The organism is Rhizobium sp. G187 (assembly GCF_051549525.1).
Taxonomy (GTDB): domain Bacteria; phylum Pseudomonadota; class Alphaproteobacteria; order Rhizobiales; family Rhizobiaceae; genus Allorhizobium.
In genome coordinates this window covers 62,543-78,279 of the sequence record NZ_JBPUGM010000006.1, presented here as the reverse complement: position 1 = coordinate 78,279, position 15,737 = coordinate 62,543, and the positions used below count along the sequence as shown (strand labels likewise).

The 15,737-nt window shown below is 60.4% G+C and carries 17 protein-coding genes; 12 read left to right on the top strand and 5 right to left on the bottom strand.

Annotated elements, in window-relative coordinates; translation table 11 throughout:
• Nucleotides 1–9: 9 nt before the first annotated feature.
• The 4 genes from ACSV9I_RS17320 to rsmI form a co-directional block, all read right to left on the bottom strand.
• Nucleotides 10–891 (bottom strand): ABC transporter permease subunit, encoded by an 882-nt coding sequence (locus ACSV9I_RS17320; RefSeq protein ID WP_438330090.1) that lies wholly within the window; start codon nucleotides 889–891, stop codon nucleotides 10–12.
• A 71-nt stretch (nucleotides 892–962) separates the two neighbouring features.
• Nucleotides 963–2,261, bottom strand: a complete 1,299-nt coding sequence (locus tag ACSV9I_RS17315; protein ID WP_438330089.1) for an extracellular solute-binding protein — start codon at nucleotides 2,259–2,261, stop codon at nucleotides 963–965.
• 135 nt (nucleotides 2,262–2,396) lie between these two features.
• The gene (locus tag ACSV9I_RS17310; RefSeq protein ID WP_438330088.1) at nucleotides 2,397–2,765 is read right to left on the bottom strand and encodes a YraN family protein; all 369 of its coding nucleotides are present in this window, start codon (nucleotides 2,763–2,765) and stop codon (nucleotides 2,397–2,399) included.
• On the bottom strand, nucleotides 2,762–3,736 hold the full coding sequence (gene rsmI / locus ACSV9I_RS17305) for a 16S rRNA (cytidine(1402)-2'-O)-methyltransferase (protein ID WP_438330087.1): 975 nt from the start codon (nucleotides 3,734–3,736) through the stop codon (nucleotides 2,762–2,764). The genes ACSV9I_RS17310 and rsmI overlap by 4 nt, the downstream gene beginning before the upstream one ends.
• Before the next feature lie 161 nt (nucleotides 3,737–3,897).
• On the opposite strand from rsmI, the gene dnaN reads away from it, so the two are divergent.
• The 6 genes from dnaN to ACSV9I_RS17275 all read left to right on the top strand — a co-directional run bounded on the left by dnaN (nucleotide 3,898) and on the right by ACSV9I_RS17275 (nucleotide 8,375).
• Nucleotides 3,898–5,016 carry a DNA polymerase III subunit beta gene (dnaN, locus tag ACSV9I_RS17300; RefSeq protein WP_054156315.1) on the top strand — a complete coding sequence of 373 codons (1,119 nt, stop codon included), beginning with the start codon at nucleotides 3,898–3,900 and terminating at the stop codon, nucleotides 5,014–5,016.
• Nucleotides 5,017–5,134: 118 nt separating this feature from the next.
• Entirely contained in the window at nucleotides 5,135–5,722 is a 588-nt protein-coding gene (pmtA, locus tag ACSV9I_RS17295; protein ID WP_054156316.1) for a phospholipid N-methyltransferase PmtA, read from the top strand.
• A gap of 153 nt (nucleotides 5,723–5,875) precedes the next feature.
• Nucleotides 5,876–6,580 (top strand): orotidine-5'-phosphate decarboxylase, encoded by a 705-nt coding sequence (pyrF, locus tag ACSV9I_RS17290; RefSeq protein ID WP_438330086.1) that lies wholly within the window; start codon nucleotides 5,876–5,878, stop codon nucleotides 6,578–6,580.
• Nucleotides 6,581–6,605: 25 nt separating this feature from the next.
• The gene (locus ACSV9I_RS17285; RefSeq protein WP_054156317.1) at nucleotides 6,606–6,893 is read left to right on the top strand and encodes a DUF1330 domain-containing protein; all 288 of its coding nucleotides are present in this window, start codon (nucleotides 6,606–6,608) and stop codon (nucleotides 6,891–6,893) included.
• 131 nt (nucleotides 6,894–7,024) lie between these two features.
• Nucleotides 7,025–8,005, top strand: coding sequence for a complex I NDUFA9 subunit family protein (locus ACSV9I_RS17280; protein ID WP_438330085.1), 981 nt, complete (start codon nucleotides 7,025–7,027; stop codon nucleotides 8,003–8,005).
• A gap of 211 nt (nucleotides 8,006–8,216) precedes the next feature.
• Nucleotides 8,217–8,375 carry a hypothetical protein gene (locus tag ACSV9I_RS17275; RefSeq protein ID WP_197278290.1) on the top strand — a complete coding sequence of 53 codons (159 nt, stop codon included), beginning with the start codon at nucleotides 8,217–8,219 and terminating at the stop codon, nucleotides 8,373–8,375.
• A 75-nt stretch (nucleotides 8,376–8,450) separates the two neighbouring features.
• Here ACSV9I_RS17275 and ACSV9I_RS17270 read toward each other — a convergent pair whose 3' ends face one another.
• Nucleotides 8,451–9,257 (bottom strand): undecaprenyl-diphosphate phosphatase, encoded by an 807-nt coding sequence (locus tag ACSV9I_RS17270; RefSeq protein WP_054156319.1) that lies wholly within the window; start codon nucleotides 9,255–9,257, stop codon nucleotides 8,451–8,453.
• Between the two features lie 145 nt (nucleotides 9,258–9,402).
• Here ACSV9I_RS17270 and ACSV9I_RS17265 point away from each other — a divergent pair, with 145 nt between their 5' ends.
• The 6 genes from ACSV9I_RS17265 to ACSV9I_RS17240 all read left to right on the top strand — a co-directional run bounded on the left by ACSV9I_RS17265 (nucleotide 9,403) and on the right by ACSV9I_RS17240 (nucleotide 15,655).
• Nucleotides 9,403–10,095: a glutathione S-transferase family protein gene (locus ACSV9I_RS17265; RefSeq protein ID WP_054156320.1), complete on the top strand. Its 693-nt coding sequence runs from the start codon at nucleotides 9,403–9,405 to the stop codon at nucleotides 10,093–10,095.
• Between the two features lie 10 nt (nucleotides 10,096–10,105).
• Nucleotides 10,106–11,272 carry a tRNA epoxyqueuosine(34) reductase QueG gene (gene queG / locus ACSV9I_RS17260; protein ID WP_438330083.1) on the top strand — a complete coding sequence of 389 codons (1,167 nt, stop codon included), beginning with the start codon at nucleotides 10,106–10,108 and terminating at the stop codon, nucleotides 11,270–11,272.
• On the top strand, nucleotides 11,263–12,147 hold the full coding sequence (locus tag ACSV9I_RS17255) for an SDR family oxidoreductase (RefSeq protein WP_438330082.1): 885 nt from the start codon (nucleotides 11,263–11,265) through the stop codon (nucleotides 12,145–12,147). The genes queG and ACSV9I_RS17255 overlap by 10 nt, the downstream gene beginning before the upstream one ends.
• A gap of 361 nt (nucleotides 12,148–12,508) precedes the next feature.
• Nucleotides 12,509–12,871, top strand: coding sequence for a septal ring lytic transglycosylase RlpA family protein (locus tag ACSV9I_RS17250; RefSeq protein WP_054156323.1), 363 nt, complete (start codon nucleotides 12,509–12,511; stop codon nucleotides 12,869–12,871).
• A 101-nt stretch (nucleotides 12,872–12,972) separates the two neighbouring features.
• Nucleotides 12,973–14,259, top strand: a complete 1,287-nt coding sequence (locus ACSV9I_RS17245) for an RsmB/NOP family class I SAM-dependent RNA methyltransferase (protein ID WP_438330080.1) — start codon at nucleotides 12,973–12,975, stop codon at nucleotides 14,257–14,259.
• Nucleotides 14,260–14,374: 115 nt separating this feature from the next.
• Nucleotides 14,375–15,655, top strand: coding sequence for an imelysin family protein (locus ACSV9I_RS17240; protein WP_438330079.1), 1,281 nt, complete (start codon nucleotides 14,375–14,377; stop codon nucleotides 15,653–15,655).
• The last annotated feature ends 82 nt before the right edge of the window (nucleotides 15,656–15,737 follow it).

The following is a 15,737-nucleotide window of genomic DNA, read 5'->3' as shown; positions in this document are numbered from 1 at the left end:
GCGCTTTCCTCAACCGTAATGGACGCGGCGTTCGATGAAACGGAACTGGATCATCGTCAGCATCAGCACCACCAACATCAGGATGACTGACTGGGCCGAGGACGAGCCGAGGTCATTGCCGCGGAAGCCGTCGAGATAGACCTTGTAAACCAGCGTGATCGGGTTGTTGGCCGGCTTGTCCTTCACGATGACATCGATGACGCCGAAAGTGTCGAACAACGAATAGGTCATGTTGATGACCAGCAGGAAGAAGGCGGTCGGGGTCAAGAGCGGCAGGATCACCGTCCAGAAGCGGCGCGTGCCAGACTTGCAATCGATGGCTGCGGCCTCGCGGATGGAGGCCGGGATGCCCTGCAGGCCGGAGAGGAAGAAAATGAAGTTATAGGGGATCTGGTTCCAGACAGCGACCATGACCATGGCAAGGGCGGTATCGAAGTAGTTGAGACCAACCTTCATGTCCCAACCGAACAAGGCGGCAAACTTCACGAAGGGGCCGATATGCTGATCAAAGAGCATCATGCCGATCAGGCCTGCCACCGGCGGCGCGATGGCATAGACGACGATCAGCAGCGTCTTGTAGGCAGCCTGCCCACGGATCACGGCGTCAGCCTTTACGGCGAGCAACATGCCGATCGACAGGGCGAGGAAGGTGACGATCAGGCTGTAGCCGATCGTGAAGCGGGCGATCTTCTGGTATTCCGGCGAGGTCAGCGCATCGGTGTAATTATCGGCGCCCACGAAGGTCGAGCCAAAGCCGAAGGGGTCCTCGATGTAGAAGGACGAGGTGATCGCCTGCATCGACGGCCAGTAAAAGAAAATCGAGATGATCGCGAACTGCGGCAGCAGGAACAGATATGGCAGGTATCGCGAGTTAAACTGGACGCGCTTCATGGTGCCCTCTCAATGCAAGTCCCGGGGGCTTTTCACCCCCGGGTGTCTCGGTCAGGTCAGGGAATGAAAGATCAGCCGGCCGTCTTGGCGAAGCGGGCGAGAAGCTCGTCGGCTTCCTTCTTGATCGTCTCCATGGCTTCCTTCGCGGTGGTTTCGCCAGCGAAGAGGCGGTTATACTCGCGCTCCATGATCACGCGGATCTGCGGGTAGAAACCGAGGCGATAACCCTTGTTCCACTCGGCAGACGGCAGCTGCAGCTGCTGGATGCCGACTTCGGCAGCAGGCTTTTCCTTGTAGTAGCCTTCCGACTTCGACAGCTCATAAGCAGCGTTGGTGATGGCAACGTAGCCGGTGGCCTGATGGTAGAACTTCTGGACTTCGGTCGAGGTCAGGAAGTTGAAGAAGGAGGCTGAGCACTTGTTTTCTTCAGCCGACTTGCCAGCCATTGCGAAGAGAGCTGCGCCACCGATGAAGGAGTGAACGCCAGCGCCTTCGATCGAGTCCCAGTAAGGCAGGAAGGTTGCCGAGAAGGGCATTTTCGCCGTCTTCTGCAGGCCACCGAAGGAACCCGACGAACCGATCCAGAGAGCAGCCTTGCCTTCTTCAAAGACCTTCTGGTTGTCGTTCCAGGCAGCGCCGTAATAGCCAAACAGGCCCTGATCGTACCAAGACTTCAGCTTGTCGTACATCATGACGTGACGCTCGTCGGTCACGTTGATCGTGGTGTCGGCAATGCTGTCATAGCCATTGTTGTTGGAGGCGAACTGGATGTTGTTGCGCGCGAAGAAGTTCTCGGTGAACTGCCAGGTGAGCTGCGCCTGTGCGAGCGGCAGGTAACCTGCTTCCTTCAGCTTCGGCGCGATGGCTTCAAACTCTTCCCAGGTCTTCGGAGCTTCAACGCCAGCCTTCTTCAGGGCTTCGTCATTGATGTACATGATCGGCGCCGAGGAGTTGAACGGCATGCCGACGAACTTACCATCGGAGTCAGCGTAGAAATAGCGCACGCCCTCGATGAAGGCTTCGCGGTTGAACTCGAAGCCGTTGTCCTTGAGGAGGTCTTCGGCAGCGATGGTCGCGCCCTTGGCGTTGATGATGGTGGCGGCACCGGCATCAAAGACCTGCAGGATGTTGGGCTGCTCGCCCGAACGGAAGGCGGCGATGCCGGCCGACAGAGCCTCTTCATAGGTGCCCTTGGAAACAGGGGTTAGAACGCACTCGGCCTGGGCAGCGTTGAACTTCTGGGCGATCTCGTTGATGACTTCGCCGTTGCGGCCGCCCATGCCGTGCCACCAGGTGATGTTGGTCGCGGCAAGCGTCGTTGATGCGGTCATGGTCAGGGCCAGAGCGGCCAGGGAAATCTTCTTGATCATGGGACAGATCCTCTCCACCGGTTGTTGCGGTGAGGGCTCCATTAGGCGCGCTCCATGACAGCGCGTTTACTGTTTTGTGACAGTGCCGTCACAAAACGAGGGTTTCACAAATTCAGGATCGAAAGTAAAACGAAGCTAAAATGCATCTTCGAGATGAACGGGCCAGCGCCACGGCCGCACGACGACGATATCATGGCGAAGTGACAGTTTCGCGGCATCCGATTGCCTGCGTAGCCAGTGATCGGCGGCGTTGGCGATCCGCCGTTTCGAACTAGAGCTGACGGCATCGACGCCTGCGAGTACGCTCTTTCGGGCTTTCACTTCGATGAAGGCGACGAGATCGCCACGGCGCGCAATGATATCCACCTCGCCGGCCTTCGTCCGGTAGCGGAAGGCAAGGATACGGTATCCCTTGAGCAGCAGTGAAGCAGCCGCCCGATATTCGGACCAACGGCCCAGTCGTTCGGCACGGATACGTCTGAGATCCGCGCCGTCTCGCTTCATGCAGCACCCTTGAGCGCCAGAAGCCTCTGATAAAGCTCTTTGCGCGGGAGGCCGGTCAACCTCGCTGCCTCGGTAGCCGCCTTTGCCGTGGGCATGGTCAGAGCCAGCTCAGCGAGCAGGCTGTCGACATCAGCGGCATCCGGAGCGGCTTCGGGCGACGGCGGGCCGATCACCAGCACCACCTCGCCCTTGACCGTCTTGTCCGCATAGTCCGCGGCCAGATCACCAAGCGGACCGCGACGGAATTCTTCGAAGGTCTTTGTCAATTCCCGGCAGACCGATGCGCGACGTTCTGCACCCAGTTCGTCAGAGGCGGCGACCAGCGTATCGCCAATCCGGTGTGGCGATTCAAAGAAGATCAGTGTCGCCGGGACTTTGGCGAGTTCGCGCAGGCGATCCCGCTTCGCCTTGTCCTTGGTGGGCAGGAAGCCGGCAAAGAGAAAGGCCTCGTTCGGCAGACCTGATCCGACAAGGGCGGCAAGCGGTGCCGAGGCCCCGGGGATCGGCACGACCCGATGGCCGGCCTCGATCGCAAGCTGGCCGAGCCGGTAACCCGGATCGGAGACGAGTGGCGTCCCAGCATCCGAGACCAGTGCCACGGACTTCCCGGCTTCGAGGGCAGCGAGCAGCCGGGCCCCTGCCTCATCGGCATTATGCTCGTGATAGGCGTAAGGGCGGTTCTCTATACCGTAGCGGTCAAGCAGCACTCGCGTCACCCGCGTGTCCTCGCAGGCGAGCACATCGGCACCAGCCAGCGTTTCGAGCGCCCTCAGCGTGATGTCGCCAAGATTGCCGATTGGCGTCGCAACGAGATAAAGCGCCGGCTCCATGGGCCGGGCCGCCACCAATGTATCATTGATGCGGTAACGCTTTGCGGGGACTGGACTTGCCTGGGAATTCTGCTGTTCGATCATGGCGTCTTTATCGTCCACCCCCGTCTCTTCGGCAAGGGCGGCGCTTGTATAAACCATTCCGGCAAGCTCTTCGGTGGACCAAGGTGGAAAACCATGTGGCCTCTTGCATTTCTGGTTCTTTTGCTGCCATTTTGCCCGTCCACATTGTCCGGCCCAGGGCTGGCAGCCTCCTTAGATCCGGACACCCGGAAGACGACATATCGAAAGCGGTAGCGTCCATGCGCATTACTCTTGAACGGTCCAATCTCCTCAAGTCTCTGAACCATGTCCATCGCGTGGTCGAGCGCCGGAACACCATCCCGATCCTCTCCAACGTCCTTCTGAAGGCCGAAGGCGCGGCGCTGGACATGAAGGCGACGGACCTCGATCTGGAAATCACCGAAAGCACGCCGGCGATGGTCGAGCAGGCTGGATCAACGACTGTTCCGGCCCATCTGCTCTACGAAATCGTCCGCAAGCTGCCGGACGGTTCGGAAGTGCTGCTCGCGACCACGCCCGACGGGGCCTCGATGACGGTTGCCTCAGGCCGCTCGAAGTTTTCGCTCCAATGCCTGCCGGAATCGGACTTCCCGGACCTGACGGCTGGAACCTTCACGCATAGCTTCAAGATCAAGGCATCCGACTTCAAGATGCTGATCGAACGCACCCAGTTCGCGATTTCGACCGAAGAGACCCGCTACTATCTGAACGGCATCTTCCTGCACACCATCGAAGCGGGCGGTGCATTGAAGCTGCGGGCCGTCGCGACAGACGGACACCGCCTTGCCCGCGCAGATGTGGACGCCCCCTCGGGCTCCGAAGGCATGCCGGGGATCATTATTCCGCGCAAGACGGTCGGCGAATTGCAGAAGCTGATCGACAATCCCGAACTGATCATCAGCGCCGAAATCTCCGATTCGAAAATCCGCCTTTCAATCGGCTCAATCGTGCTGACGTCGAAGCTCATCGACGGTACCTTCCCAGACTATCAGCGCGTCATTCCGCAGGCCAATGACAAGGAAATGCGCGTCGATTGCCAGACATTTGCCCGCGCTGTCGACCGTGTTTCGACCATTTCGTCCGAGCGCGGTCGCGCGGTGAAGCTGGCCCTTTCGGACGGCCAGCTTCTGCTCACCGTGAACAACCCGGATTCGGGCAGCGCGACCGAAGAAGTGGCGGTCGGCTACGAAAGTGACGCCATGGAGATCGGCTTCAACGCCAAATATCTCCTCGACATCACCGCGCAGCTTTCGGGCGAAGATGCGATCTTCCTTCTCGCTGATGCGGGATCACCAACCCTCATTCGTGACACGGCCGGCGCTGATGCGCTCTATGTTCTGATGCCGATGCGCGTGTAAAAAATACGCCATTTTCTTTCCTGCTCGCGCCGCTTGACCTTGTTTTCGCGATAATTAGGTCTGAGATTGTTGTAAGACTTCCGCATGAGGCGGTGGCGATCAGGAGAGGAATGACGGCATGCGGTTGAAGCAAAGGTTCGAGCAGAAATTCGATGAGGAAATTCGCTTCTTCAAGGGAATGATGCAGGGACCAAAGACCGTCGGCGCCATCGCTCCGACGTCATCCGTGACGGCCCGCAAGATGGCGAGCGTGGTTGAGCCACGATCAGGTCTGCCGGTTCTTGAACTCGGCCCTGGGACGGGCGTGATTACCAAGCAGATCCTGGCGCGCGGTGTGCCGGCCGAAAAGATCGTTTCAATCGAGTATTCCAAAGATTTCTATCAGCGACTGACCCAGGACTATCCAGGCGTTCACTTCATTCATGGCGACGCCTTCGACATCGACAATACCCTTGGCGCGCTTGCGGGCCAGACATTCGACAGCGTGATCTCGGCCGTACCATTGCTCAGTTTTCCGATGCAGGCGCGTATCAGCCTTCTGGAAAAGCTGCTTGACCGCCTGCCGGCTGGCCGGCCGGTCGTGCAGATCACCTATGGCCCCGTCTCGCCCATCGTTGCCAATCCGGATCGCTACCATATCCAGCATTTCGATTTCATCGTCCGGAACATCCCGCCCGCCCAGCTGTGGATCTATAGCCGCGGCTGACCCGACAGGGGCACAGCTTCGGCGTTTGCCCCTCAGAACTCCATATTGGCGCATTTCAAAGGGGATGACGGGAGAAGGCGCCCGGGGAACCCTTGCAGATTGGCGCATCTCATGCGAGTGGACGCCCATGGGGATCAGGCAGGAGTCATCGTCTTGAGTGCACGTCACCGTCTCATCGTCGGACTGGATGTCCCGACCGTCGCCGAAGCGGAAGCCGTCGTCAACACGCTCGGCAGCAGCATCTCCTTCTACAAGATCGGCTATCAGCTCGCCTTTGCCGGCGGGCTGGAATTTGCCTGCGACCTCGCGCGCGACGGCAAGCAGGTCTTTCTCGACATGAAGCTGCTCGACATTGACAACACGGTAGCGTCTGCAGTCGAGAATATTGCCCGCATGGGCATGACCATGCTGACGCTGCACGCCTATCCCAAAACAATGGCAGCAGCAGTCAAGGCCGCCGAAGGATCAGGCCTGTGCCTGCTCGGCGTGACAGTCCTCACCTCGATGGACAGCCAGGATCTGATCGATGCCGGCTACGAATATGATCCGCATACGCTGGTTCTGAAGCGCGCAGAACAGGCGCGCATCGCCGGCATGGGCGGTGTTGTCTGCTCGGCGGAAGAGGCTTCAGCCGTTCGCAAGATCGTCGGGCCGAAGATGGCGATCGTGACGCCGGGTATTCGCCCCGCTGGCGCCGACCACGGCGACCAGAAGCGGGTGATGACGCCTGCCGACGCCATTGCAGCCGGATCAAGCCACCTCGTCGTCGCGCGCCCAATCGTCAAGGCGGACGATCCGAGGGCCGCCGCACTCGCCATCCTGGCGGAAATGGACGACGCGCTGGCCAAACAGGCATAATTCACCAAGCAAACGGGAGAACGGCATGCCCAAGGGATACTGGATCGCACGCGTGGATGTTCGCGACCCCGAACGCTACAAGGACTATGTCGCTGCAGCCAAACCCGCCTTTGAAAAATACGGTGCGGTCTTTCTCGCTCGCGGTGGCGCTCATACGCAGCTGGAAGGCCCGGTTCGCGCACGCAACGTGGTCATCGAGTTTCCGTCGCACCAGGCAGCTGTGGATTGCTACAACTCGCCCGAATACCAAATCGCGGCCAAGATCCGTCAGGAAGTGGCCGATGCCGAGATGGTCGTCGTCGAGGGTATCTGAGCACTTGCGTCTGAGGCTCTTTGTCCCGCGTCTAAGGCCTTGACGGGCCTTTCCCCAGACCAACGATTCGGCTAAGAGAAGCCGAGATCGCGCATATCGTGTGCGCCCATGCAGTTCAGGGGAGCCAGTCCATGACCTTGTCCAACCTTCCGCCGCTCGTCACCGTCTTCGGAGGTTCGGGCTTCGTCGGTCGGCATGTGGTCCGGGCGCTCGCCCGTCGCGGCTATCGTATCCGCATCGCCGTTCGCCGCCCGGATCTGGCCGGCTTCCTGCAGCCGCTTGGCAATGTCGGGCAGATTTCCTTCGTCCAGGCCAATCTGCGCTACCGTGACTCGGTGGATGCGGCTGTGAACGGCGCTGACCATGTCGTCAACTGCGTCGGCATCCTGTTCGAAAGCGGACGGAATGGCTTCGACGCCGTGCAGGAGTTCGGCGCGCGCGCCGTGGCGGAAGCGGCCCGCAAGGTTGGTGCGAGCCTGACCCATATCTCCGCCATTGGCGCTGATGCGAAGTCGGATTCTGCCTATGCCGCCAGCAAGGGGCGCGCGGAAGCTGGCATCAAGGCCATCCTGCCGGACGCAACCATTCTCCGCCCGTCGATCGTTTTCGGTCCGGAAGACGGCTTCTTCAACAAGTTCGCGGCCATGGCGCGAATTGCTCCCGTCCTGCCGCTTGTCGGCGGCGGCAAGACGAAGTTCCAGCCTGTTTATGTCGGCGATGTCGCCGAAGTGGTGGCCCGCGCTGTGGATGGCTCGATTGCCCGCGGCAAGATCTACGAACTCGGCGGCCGTGACGTCTCCACCTTCAAGCAGTGTCTCGAGATGATGCTCGACGTGGTCGGTCGCAAGCGCCCGCTTCTCGCCCTGCCCTTCGGCGTGGCTTCGCTGATCGGCAGCATCGCCTCGGCGATCCCCCTGATCACGCCTCCGCTGACGAGCGACCAGGTCAAGCTCCTGAAGAAGGACAATGTCGTCTCGGCCGAGGCCAAGGCAGAGGGTCGGACGCTTGAAGGCCTCGGCATTGAGCCGGTGACCATGGCCTCAATCCTCCCGACCTATCTGGTCCAGTATCGCCCCCATGGCCAGTATAGCGGCTCCGGCAAGGATGCCTGAACACGTCTATTTTGGGTCTGACTGCGTGCTTTTGTGACATCGGACACTTCCGTTGCACAAAAGCCGCAGCTTAACCAAGACTGCCGTTAACCCTCGGTAAAGCATGGATATGCTATTGCCGTTCCCCGAGCCCACGGGTACACACAGCCCGCACGACGATCGGGCGAGACGGTCGCCAGTCCATATTCACGATAGTTTCGAGAGGCATTCCATGGGCAAACCCATCGCACTGTTTTTTGCGTGTGCGGCGCTGGTGATCATCGCAGGCTCCTTCGTGGCTCCCACCACGGTAGCCGCGAACAAGGGTAACTGCACCCCGGCATACGGCATTGATCCGTGCAGCACGGCGTCGATCCCGAGCGGTCAGTAATTTTTTTCCCTATGCAAAAAGGCCGCCTTCGGGCGGCCTTTTTGTTTGTCTGCCGTGAAGCCTTGCAGCGGCATCTCAGCCGAGCACGATAAGCGCCAACAGCCCCACCGTTCCAACGGCAATCCGCCAATAGGCGAAGGGTGCGTAACCGCGTTTCGAGACGAAATTGAGCAGCGAGCGCACGACGAACAGCGCCGAGACGAAGGCTGCAACAAATCCGATCCCGATGATCAATCCATCGTCAACGCTCAGCGCGTCGCGGTTCTTGTAGAGATCGAGGGCGAAGGCACCGACCATGGTCGGCATGGCCAGAAAGAACGAAAACTCCGCGGCAGACCGCTTGTCAGCCCCCAGGAGCAGCGCGCCGACAATCGTTGCCCCCGATCGCGATGTGCCGGGCACCATGGCGAGGCACTGGAAGAAACCGATCTTCAGCGCGAGCGACAGGGGATATTCGGTGACATCATGATAGCGCGGGGTCAGCGGCTTACGGTCGATCCACAACAGCACAAAACCGCCGAGGATCAGGACAATACAGATAAGCAGAGGCGTCTCGAATAGAACCGTCTTGATGAAGTCATGCGCGAGCGCACCGATGACAGCTGCCGGCAGGAAGCCGAGAAGAACAACACCAACGAAGCGGCGGCTCTTTTCGCTCGACGGCAGCGACATCGCAATCTGCCAGAGCTTGGTGAAATAGACACTGAGGATCGCGAGGATCGCGCCGAGCTGGATGAGCACGGCAAATGTGTTTCCCGGCGATTCGAAGCCGAGGAAATGGCCAGCAAGCAGGACATGGGCGGTCGAGGATACCGGAATGAATTCCGTCAGTCCTTCGATCACGCCGAGGATAAGCGCGCTGACAATCGATTGATCTTCCATAAGGTCTCCTTCTGGAGGAAGGCTTGGGAGGGCCGCGTGACATGCTTGTGTTGAAGCATGTGAGCACCTATAGCTTGGAAGCCGAAACCATGACCAGCCCTCGATATCGAGCTGCGGCACACCAACACCCGAGAATCCGAGTCCCATGCCGACCCTGTATCATCATTCGATGTCCACCGCGTCACGTTTCATCCGTCTCGTGCTCAGCGAATACGGCTTCCAGGTGGATCTGGTGGAAGAGCAGACCTGGGAGAAGCGTCGGGAATTCCTGGCGCTCAATCCTGCCGGCACACTGCCCGTCTATGTTGACGACAACATGCGCGCGCTCTGTGGCGCCGTGGTGATTTCCGAGTTCATCGACGAGACCCATGGCGTGCTGAAGCGTGATCGCCGCCTTTTTGCCGAGGATCCCTTCCAGCGGGCGGAAATCCGCCGGCTGACCGAGTGGTTTCTGGAAAAGATGGAACAGGACGTGACGCGGCCTTTGGTGCGCGAACGGGTACACAAGCTGCTGATCCCGAATGGGCTCGGCGGCGGCGCGCCGGATTCCAAGGTTCTGCGCACGGCGCGCACCAATATTCGCCATCATATGAAGTATCTGAGCTGGCTTGCAGGCTCCAGGCAGTGGCTGGCCGGCGAACGCCTGAGCTATGCGGATCTGTCGGCAGTCGCAGCTGTCTCGGTGCTCGACTATCTTGGAGAGATCGACTGGAACGAGTTCCCGATCGCCAAGGAGTGGTACCAGCGCCTGAAATCCCGCCCCTCCTTCCGGCCGTTCCTGATGGAGCGGGTGCGCGGCATTACCCCCGTCTCGCACTACGCCGATCTCGATTTCTGACGGGTTTCCGATGATCGAGCCGCAGACCGATCCGAAGATCAGGAAGCGGCGGGAAGTCCTGACGCGCTTCCTGCGCCAGGAAGCGGCAGCGCAGGGCTTCGACCTCTGTCGAGTGACCTTGCCGGATGCGATACCGGACGCGCCGCAACGGCTTCAAGCCTTCCTGGACGCTGGCCGTCACGGCACAATGTCCTGGATGGAAGAGACGAAGGAGAGGCGGGCCGATCCGCGCGTGCTGTGGTCGGATGTGCGGTCTGTCGTGATGTTCGGGATGAATTATGGTCCCGATGAGGATCCCCGGCATCTCCAGGCCCTGCCCGACAAGGCTGCCATTTCCGTCTATGCACGCAATCGCGACTATCACGACGTGATGAAGGGTAAACTCAAGGAAATCGCCACCCGCTTTGCTGCGCGGGCCGGCGCGGACGTGAAAGTCTTCGTCGACACCGCACCTGTGATGGAAAAGCCGCTGGCGGCGGCGGCCGGTCTCGGTTGGCAGGGCAAACACACCAATCTGGTCAGCCGCGATTTCGGGTCCTGGCTGTTTCTCGGGAGCCTGTTCACCACGGCTGATCTGGAGATCGACGCCGCCGAGCGCGATCACTGCGGCTCCTGCCGAGCCTGCCTCGACGCCTGTCCGACGGATGCCTTCCCTGCGCCCTATCAGATCGATGCCCGACGCTGCATTTCCTACCTCACCATTGAGCACAAGGGAGCGATCGACGTTGCGCTTCGGCCTGCCTTCGGCAACCGGATCTACGGCTGCGACGACTGTCTTTCCGCCTGCCCCTGGAACAAGTTCGCAGCCGCTGCGCGCGAGATGAAACTCGTGGCGCGCGAGGATCTCAAGGCACCTGATATCGCCTTTTTCCTGACGCTGGACGATGCTGCCTTTCGCACCCATTTCAGTGGCTCGCCCGTGAAGCGCATCGGCCGCGACCGCTTTGTCCGCAACGTGCTGATCGCCGCCGGCAATTCCGGCTCAAGCGAACTGGTAAAGGCCTGCGAGGCGTTACTCGGGGATCCCTCGGCGGAGGTGCGCGGAATGGCCGTCTGGGCGCTGTCCCGGCTGCTGGAGGCCTCTCACTTCGAGACCTTGCGACAAGCCGCTCTGGGACAGGAAACAGACGACAGCGTACGGGAGGAATGGATGAGGGAAACTGACAGATGCATATGATGATCTTCGGCGCCGGCTACTCCGGCAAGGCAATCGGCGCCTTGGCGGCAAGCCGTGGTATGACGGTAACCGGCACCACGCGGAGCGCGGAGAAAGCCCAGGCGCTTGAAAAGCGAGGCATACGCCCGGCGCTGTTCGATGGGGAAACGCTGAGCGAAGCGCTCCTGGAGACGCTTTCGACGGTCACACATCTGGTTCAGTCGATTGCGCCCGGCGCAAGCGGCGACCCACTCATCCGCCTCCTTGGCCCAGCCGGCCTTCGCAAGGTCATGCCGCAACTCCAGTGGGTCTCCTATCTCTCCACAGTCGGCGTCTATGGCGATCATGACGGCGCCTGGGTGGACGAGGAAACAGTGCTCAACCCCGTCTCGCAACGCTCCCTCGAGCGCGTCGAGGCTGAAGCGGCCTGGCAGTCCTTAAGTACCCAGGAAGATTTGCCACTCGCAATCCTTCGCCTCTCCGGCATTTATGGTCCCGGGCGCAACACCTTCGTCAACTTCGACAAGGGCACGGCGCGGCGACTGATCAAGAAGGATCAGGTGTTCAACCGCATCCGGGTCGAGGACATCGCCACAGCCGCACTCTTCCTTGCCGAACCCCGCCTCGGCGGCATCTTCAACGTCACCGACGACGAGCCCTGCCCGCCGCAGGACGTGGTGACCGAGGCCGCCCGCCTGCTGGGCGTCGAACCGCCGCCGGAACAGCCGTTCGAAACGGCAGAGCTGACACCCATGGCGCGCTCCTTCTATGGAGAGAACAAGCGGGTCTCGAATGCGAAGATCAAGGCGCTCGGCTTTGCCTTTCGATTTCCCGAATACCGCGCATCACTGAAAGATCTGTGGGACATGCGGACGCGCAAGATCACAGCGCAGTGACATCATTCTATACTTGATCACCTTGCAGCAACAGCCGCAGGAGAACAGCCACAGCACTCGGCGGAGAGGTGAAAGCCTCTCCGCCCATTTTTTTGGCAATCGGAAGAATTTTTCTGCCCCCGAAATGTGAACGCCATCTGAGTGGCCGTGTTGGAATTTTCGTTTCCGTTTGATTCCTGAATCAAAAGAATTTTCTCTAATCCTTCATATATCATTAACCATTAATTTTCGCCTTTCCATCTCACGAATGTTACAGATTGTAACGTTACGTGATTGGATTGTGGCACGTTTTTGCCATTTTTGACCGGCTCTAGGCGTCTTGACGCAAAAGAAAACTAGCAACAACGACTAGGACAAGAATTTGACTAAGAACCGACTGACCGTGCTTGCTGCGGCAACTATTGCTGCGCTCTGTGCTTTCACCCCGGCCAATGCTGCTATGAAATCTTCCTGCGGTGGCGCATCCTGGTATGCACTCACCTCCAAGACTGCATCCGGTGAACGGATGAACGCTTCCCTGATGACGGCCGCCCACAAGACGCTGCCTTTCGGCACCAAGGTGAAAGTCACAAATGCACGCAGCGGCAAAAGCGTCGTCGTGCGGATCAATGATCGCGGCCCCTTCATCCGCGGGCGCGTCCTCGATCTTTCCAAGGCTGCGGCCCAAAACATCGGCATGGTCCGTTCCGGTCATGCAAAGGTCTGCTACGAGATCATCGGCTGATATCTCAGCTTTGCGCGTAACGGCGCAGGTCGGAACCAAGACTTGCTCTTGGCTCCTTTCGCCGTTACCAGGCATTCTTCTTTGAATGAGGAGAATGAACCATGCGCCTGGGCGGACGCCTCTCCGGTGCGATCGAAGTCTTGAACGATATCGAGACCCGTCGCCGTCCCGTAGCCGATGCCCTCAAGGACTGGGGCCTGTCGCATCGCTTTGCCGGCTCCGGCGACCGTGCGGCGATCGGCAATATCGTCTACGACGCCCTGCGCATGAAACTGTCGCATGCCTATCTGATGGATGACGACAGTGCCGCTGCTCTCGGCTGGTCGGTGCTGCTGCGCCAGTGGGGCATGAGCCTCGAGGCTTTGGCCAGCGAATTTGATGGCGACAGTTTTGCCCCGGCACCGCTCGGTGAGAGCCAGATCGCCGCCTTTAGCACCCGCAATCTCAGCGATGCGCCGCTCCATGTTCAGGGTGACATCCCGGACTGGGTTCAGCCGTCCTTCGAAGAGGCTTTCGGGGAAGACTGGCTCAATGAAGCCAAGGCACTCGCCACCCGGCCGACGCTCGATCTGCGCGTGAACACGCTGAAGTCCCGCCGTGACAAGGTCTTGAAGGCTTTGGAGCGCGCAGGCGCGCAGGCCTCCCCAATTGCCCGCTTCGGCATGCGCGTGCCAGCCGGCGAAGGCCCGTCGCGCCTTCCGAACGTCACGGCCGAAATCAGCTTCCAGAAGGGCTGGTTCGAGGTCCAGGACGAAGGCTCCCAGATTGTTGCGGATCTCGTCGATCCGCATGAAGGCGAACAGGTCCTCGACTTCTGCGCCGGTGGTGGCGGCAAGACGCTCGCCATGGCGGCTGCCATGAACAACAAGGGTCAGGTGCACGCCTATGATTCCGATCGCAAGCGACTGGCTCCGATCATCGAGCGACTGAAGCGCGCGGGCACGCATAATGTTCAGGTGCATGACGGCAGCAAGGGGCTCACCAATCTTAAGGAGCGCTTCGACCGAGTGCTCGTTGATGCCCCCTGCACCGGCACCGGCACCTGGCGGCGACGCCCTGACACCAAGTGGCGCCTGACGGACCGCAATCTGCAGGAACGCGTTGGCCAGCAGCACGAGGCCCTGACAGAGGCGTCCGCCTTCGTGCGGCCGGGCGGCTCTCTCTTCTATGTGACGTGCTCGGTCCTGCCGGAAGAGAACGATCGCCAGGTCCAGGCCTTCTGCGCGGCCAATCCGGGTTTCGAGATCGTGTCCGTTCTATCAGACTGGAAGCGGCTGTTCGGCGCCGATGCCCCGGCACCGCGCTCGCTCGATGGAAAGACCGTCACGCTCAGCCCCGCCAGCATGGATACCGACGGTTTCTTCTTCTGCCGCATGAAGCGGATGTGACGAAGGTCAAGCCATTCGCATTTCAGCATAGTCGAGTATTTGACACCAGTTTTCTTTTCGGCCAAGACAGGGCGTCCAAACACAGGGGCGCCCGCAGGCGCCGAAGGGAGACACCATGATCCGGAAATCCGTCATCAGCGCGTCCATGGCGCTGCTGATCTCGTCGGCCGCGTTGATCGCCGGCACCGCAGCCGCCGCACCGTCTGCGACCGAGGTGCTGACGCACTACACGGCGCTCGCGCACGCCAAATTCGAAGATTCGCTGACCACCGCCAAGGCGCTCGATGCTGCCATCGACGCCCTGATCGCCACGCCGAGCGAGGACACGCTGAAGGCTGCACGCGCTGCCTGGATTGCGGCCCGCGTGCCGTACCAGCAGACCGAAGTCTACCGCTTCGGCAATCCGATCGTCGATGCGTGGGAAGGCAAGGTCAATGCATGGCCGCTCGACGAAGGCCTGATCGACTATGTCGACGCCGGCTATGGCACCGAGAGCGACGGCAATGCCCTCTATGTTGCCAATGTCATTGCCAACCCGAAGATCAAGATCAACGGCGAGGATGTCGACGCGAGCACCATCACCCCGGCCTTCCTGGCCGAGACGCTGCACGAAGCCGGTGAAGTTGAGGCCAATGTCGCCACCGGTTATCACGCGATCGAATTCCTGCTTTGGGGCCAGGATCTGAATGGGACGGGCCCGGGCGCCGGCAACCGCCCCTTTACCGACTATGACACCAAGGCCTGCACCAATGGCAATTGCGACCGCCGCGCGGCCTATCTGAAGGCCGCATCGACGCTGCTCGTCACCGATCTTGAAGAGATGGTCGCGGCCTGGGCACCCGAAGGGGAAGCCACGAAGAGCGTGCTTGCCGATGAGAAGAAGGGCATTTCGGCCATCCTGACCGGCATGGGTTCGCTGTCCTACGGCGAACTCGCTGGCGAACGCATGAAGCTCGGCGTGCTGTTGCACGATCCGGAAGAGGAGCACGACTGCTTCTCCGACAATACCCATGCCTCGCACCAGAACGACGCGATCGGTATCGCTTCGGCCTATACGGGCGAATACACCCGCGTCGATGGCACCAAGCTCTCGGGTCCGTCGCTCTCCGAACTGGTTGCCGCCAAGGATCCTGCGCTCGATACCGAACTGAAGGGCAAGCTCGACAAGACGCTGGCCGCCATGAGCGCCATGGCCGAGCGTGCGAAGACCAAGGAAGCCTATGACCAGATGATCGGTGAGGGCAATGCCGAAGGCAATGCCACGGTGCAGGCCGCCATCGACGGGCTGATCGACCAGACCCAGAGCATCCAGCGCGTCATTGCGTCGCTGGAGCTTGGCACGATCGAGCTTGAAGGCTCCGACAGCCTTGATAATCCTGGTGCAGTTTTCCAGTAAGCAGCAAAGGCGGGCCGTGCCATAAGGCGCGGCCCGATCCCTCCCTCAATGACGTCATCCATTCTCCGCGCAGCGAGCCTGC

Coding starts and splice junctions, on each gene's coding strand:
- queG (WP_438330083.1), top strand. CDS start 10,106: ATGATCGAGCCGCAGACCGATCCGAAGATCAGGAAGCGGCGGGAAGTC.
- ACSV9I_RS17265 (WP_054156320.1), top strand. CDS start 9,403: ATGCCGACCCTGTATCATCATTCGATGTCCACCGCGTCACGTTTCATC.
- dnaN (WP_054156315.1), top strand. CDS start 3,898: ATGCGCATTACTCTTGAACGGTCCAATCTCCTCAAGTCTCTGAACCAT.
- ACSV9I_RS17320 (WP_438330090.1), bottom strand. CDS start 891: ATGAAGCGCGTCCAGTTTAACTCGCGATACCTGCCATATCTGTTCCTG.
- rsmI (WP_438330087.1), bottom strand. CDS start 3,736: ATGGTTTATACAAGCGCCGCCCTTGCCGAAGAGACGGGGGTGGACGAT.
- ACSV9I_RS17285 (WP_054156317.1), top strand. CDS start 6,606: ATGCCCAAGGGATACTGGATCGCACGCGTGGATGTTCGCGACCCCGAA.
- ACSV9I_RS17310 (WP_438330088.1), bottom strand. CDS start 2,765: ATGAAGCGAGACGGCGCGGATCTCAGACGTATCCGTGCCGAACGACTG.
- ACSV9I_RS17275 (WP_197278290.1), top strand. CDS start 8,217: ATGGGCAAACCCATCGCACTGTTTTTTGCGTGTGCGGCGCTGGTGATC.
- ACSV9I_RS17255 (WP_438330082.1), top strand. CDS start 11,263: ATGCATATGATGATCTTCGGCGCCGGCTACTCCGGCAAGGCAATCGGC.
- ACSV9I_RS17315 (WP_438330089.1), bottom strand. CDS start 2,261: ATGATCAAGAAGATTTCCCTGGCCGCTCTGGCCCTGACCATGACCGCA.
- ACSV9I_RS17270 (WP_054156319.1), bottom strand. CDS start 9,257: ATGGAAGATCAATCGATTGTCAGCGCGCTTATCCTCGGCGTGATCGAA.
- ACSV9I_RS17245 (WP_438330080.1), top strand. CDS start 12,973: ATGCGCCTGGGCGGACGCCTCTCCGGTGCGATCGAAGTCTTGAACGAT.
- ACSV9I_RS17280 (WP_438330085.1), top strand. CDS start 7,025: ATGACCTTGTCCAACCTTCCGCCGCTCGTCACCGTCTTCGGAGGTTCG.
- pmtA (WP_054156316.1), top strand. CDS start 5,135: ATGCGGTTGAAGCAAAGGTTCGAGCAGAAATTCGATGAGGAAATTCGC.
- ACSV9I_RS17240 (WP_438330079.1), top strand. CDS start 14,375: ATGATCCGGAAATCCGTCATCAGCGCGTCCATGGCGCTGCTGATCTCG.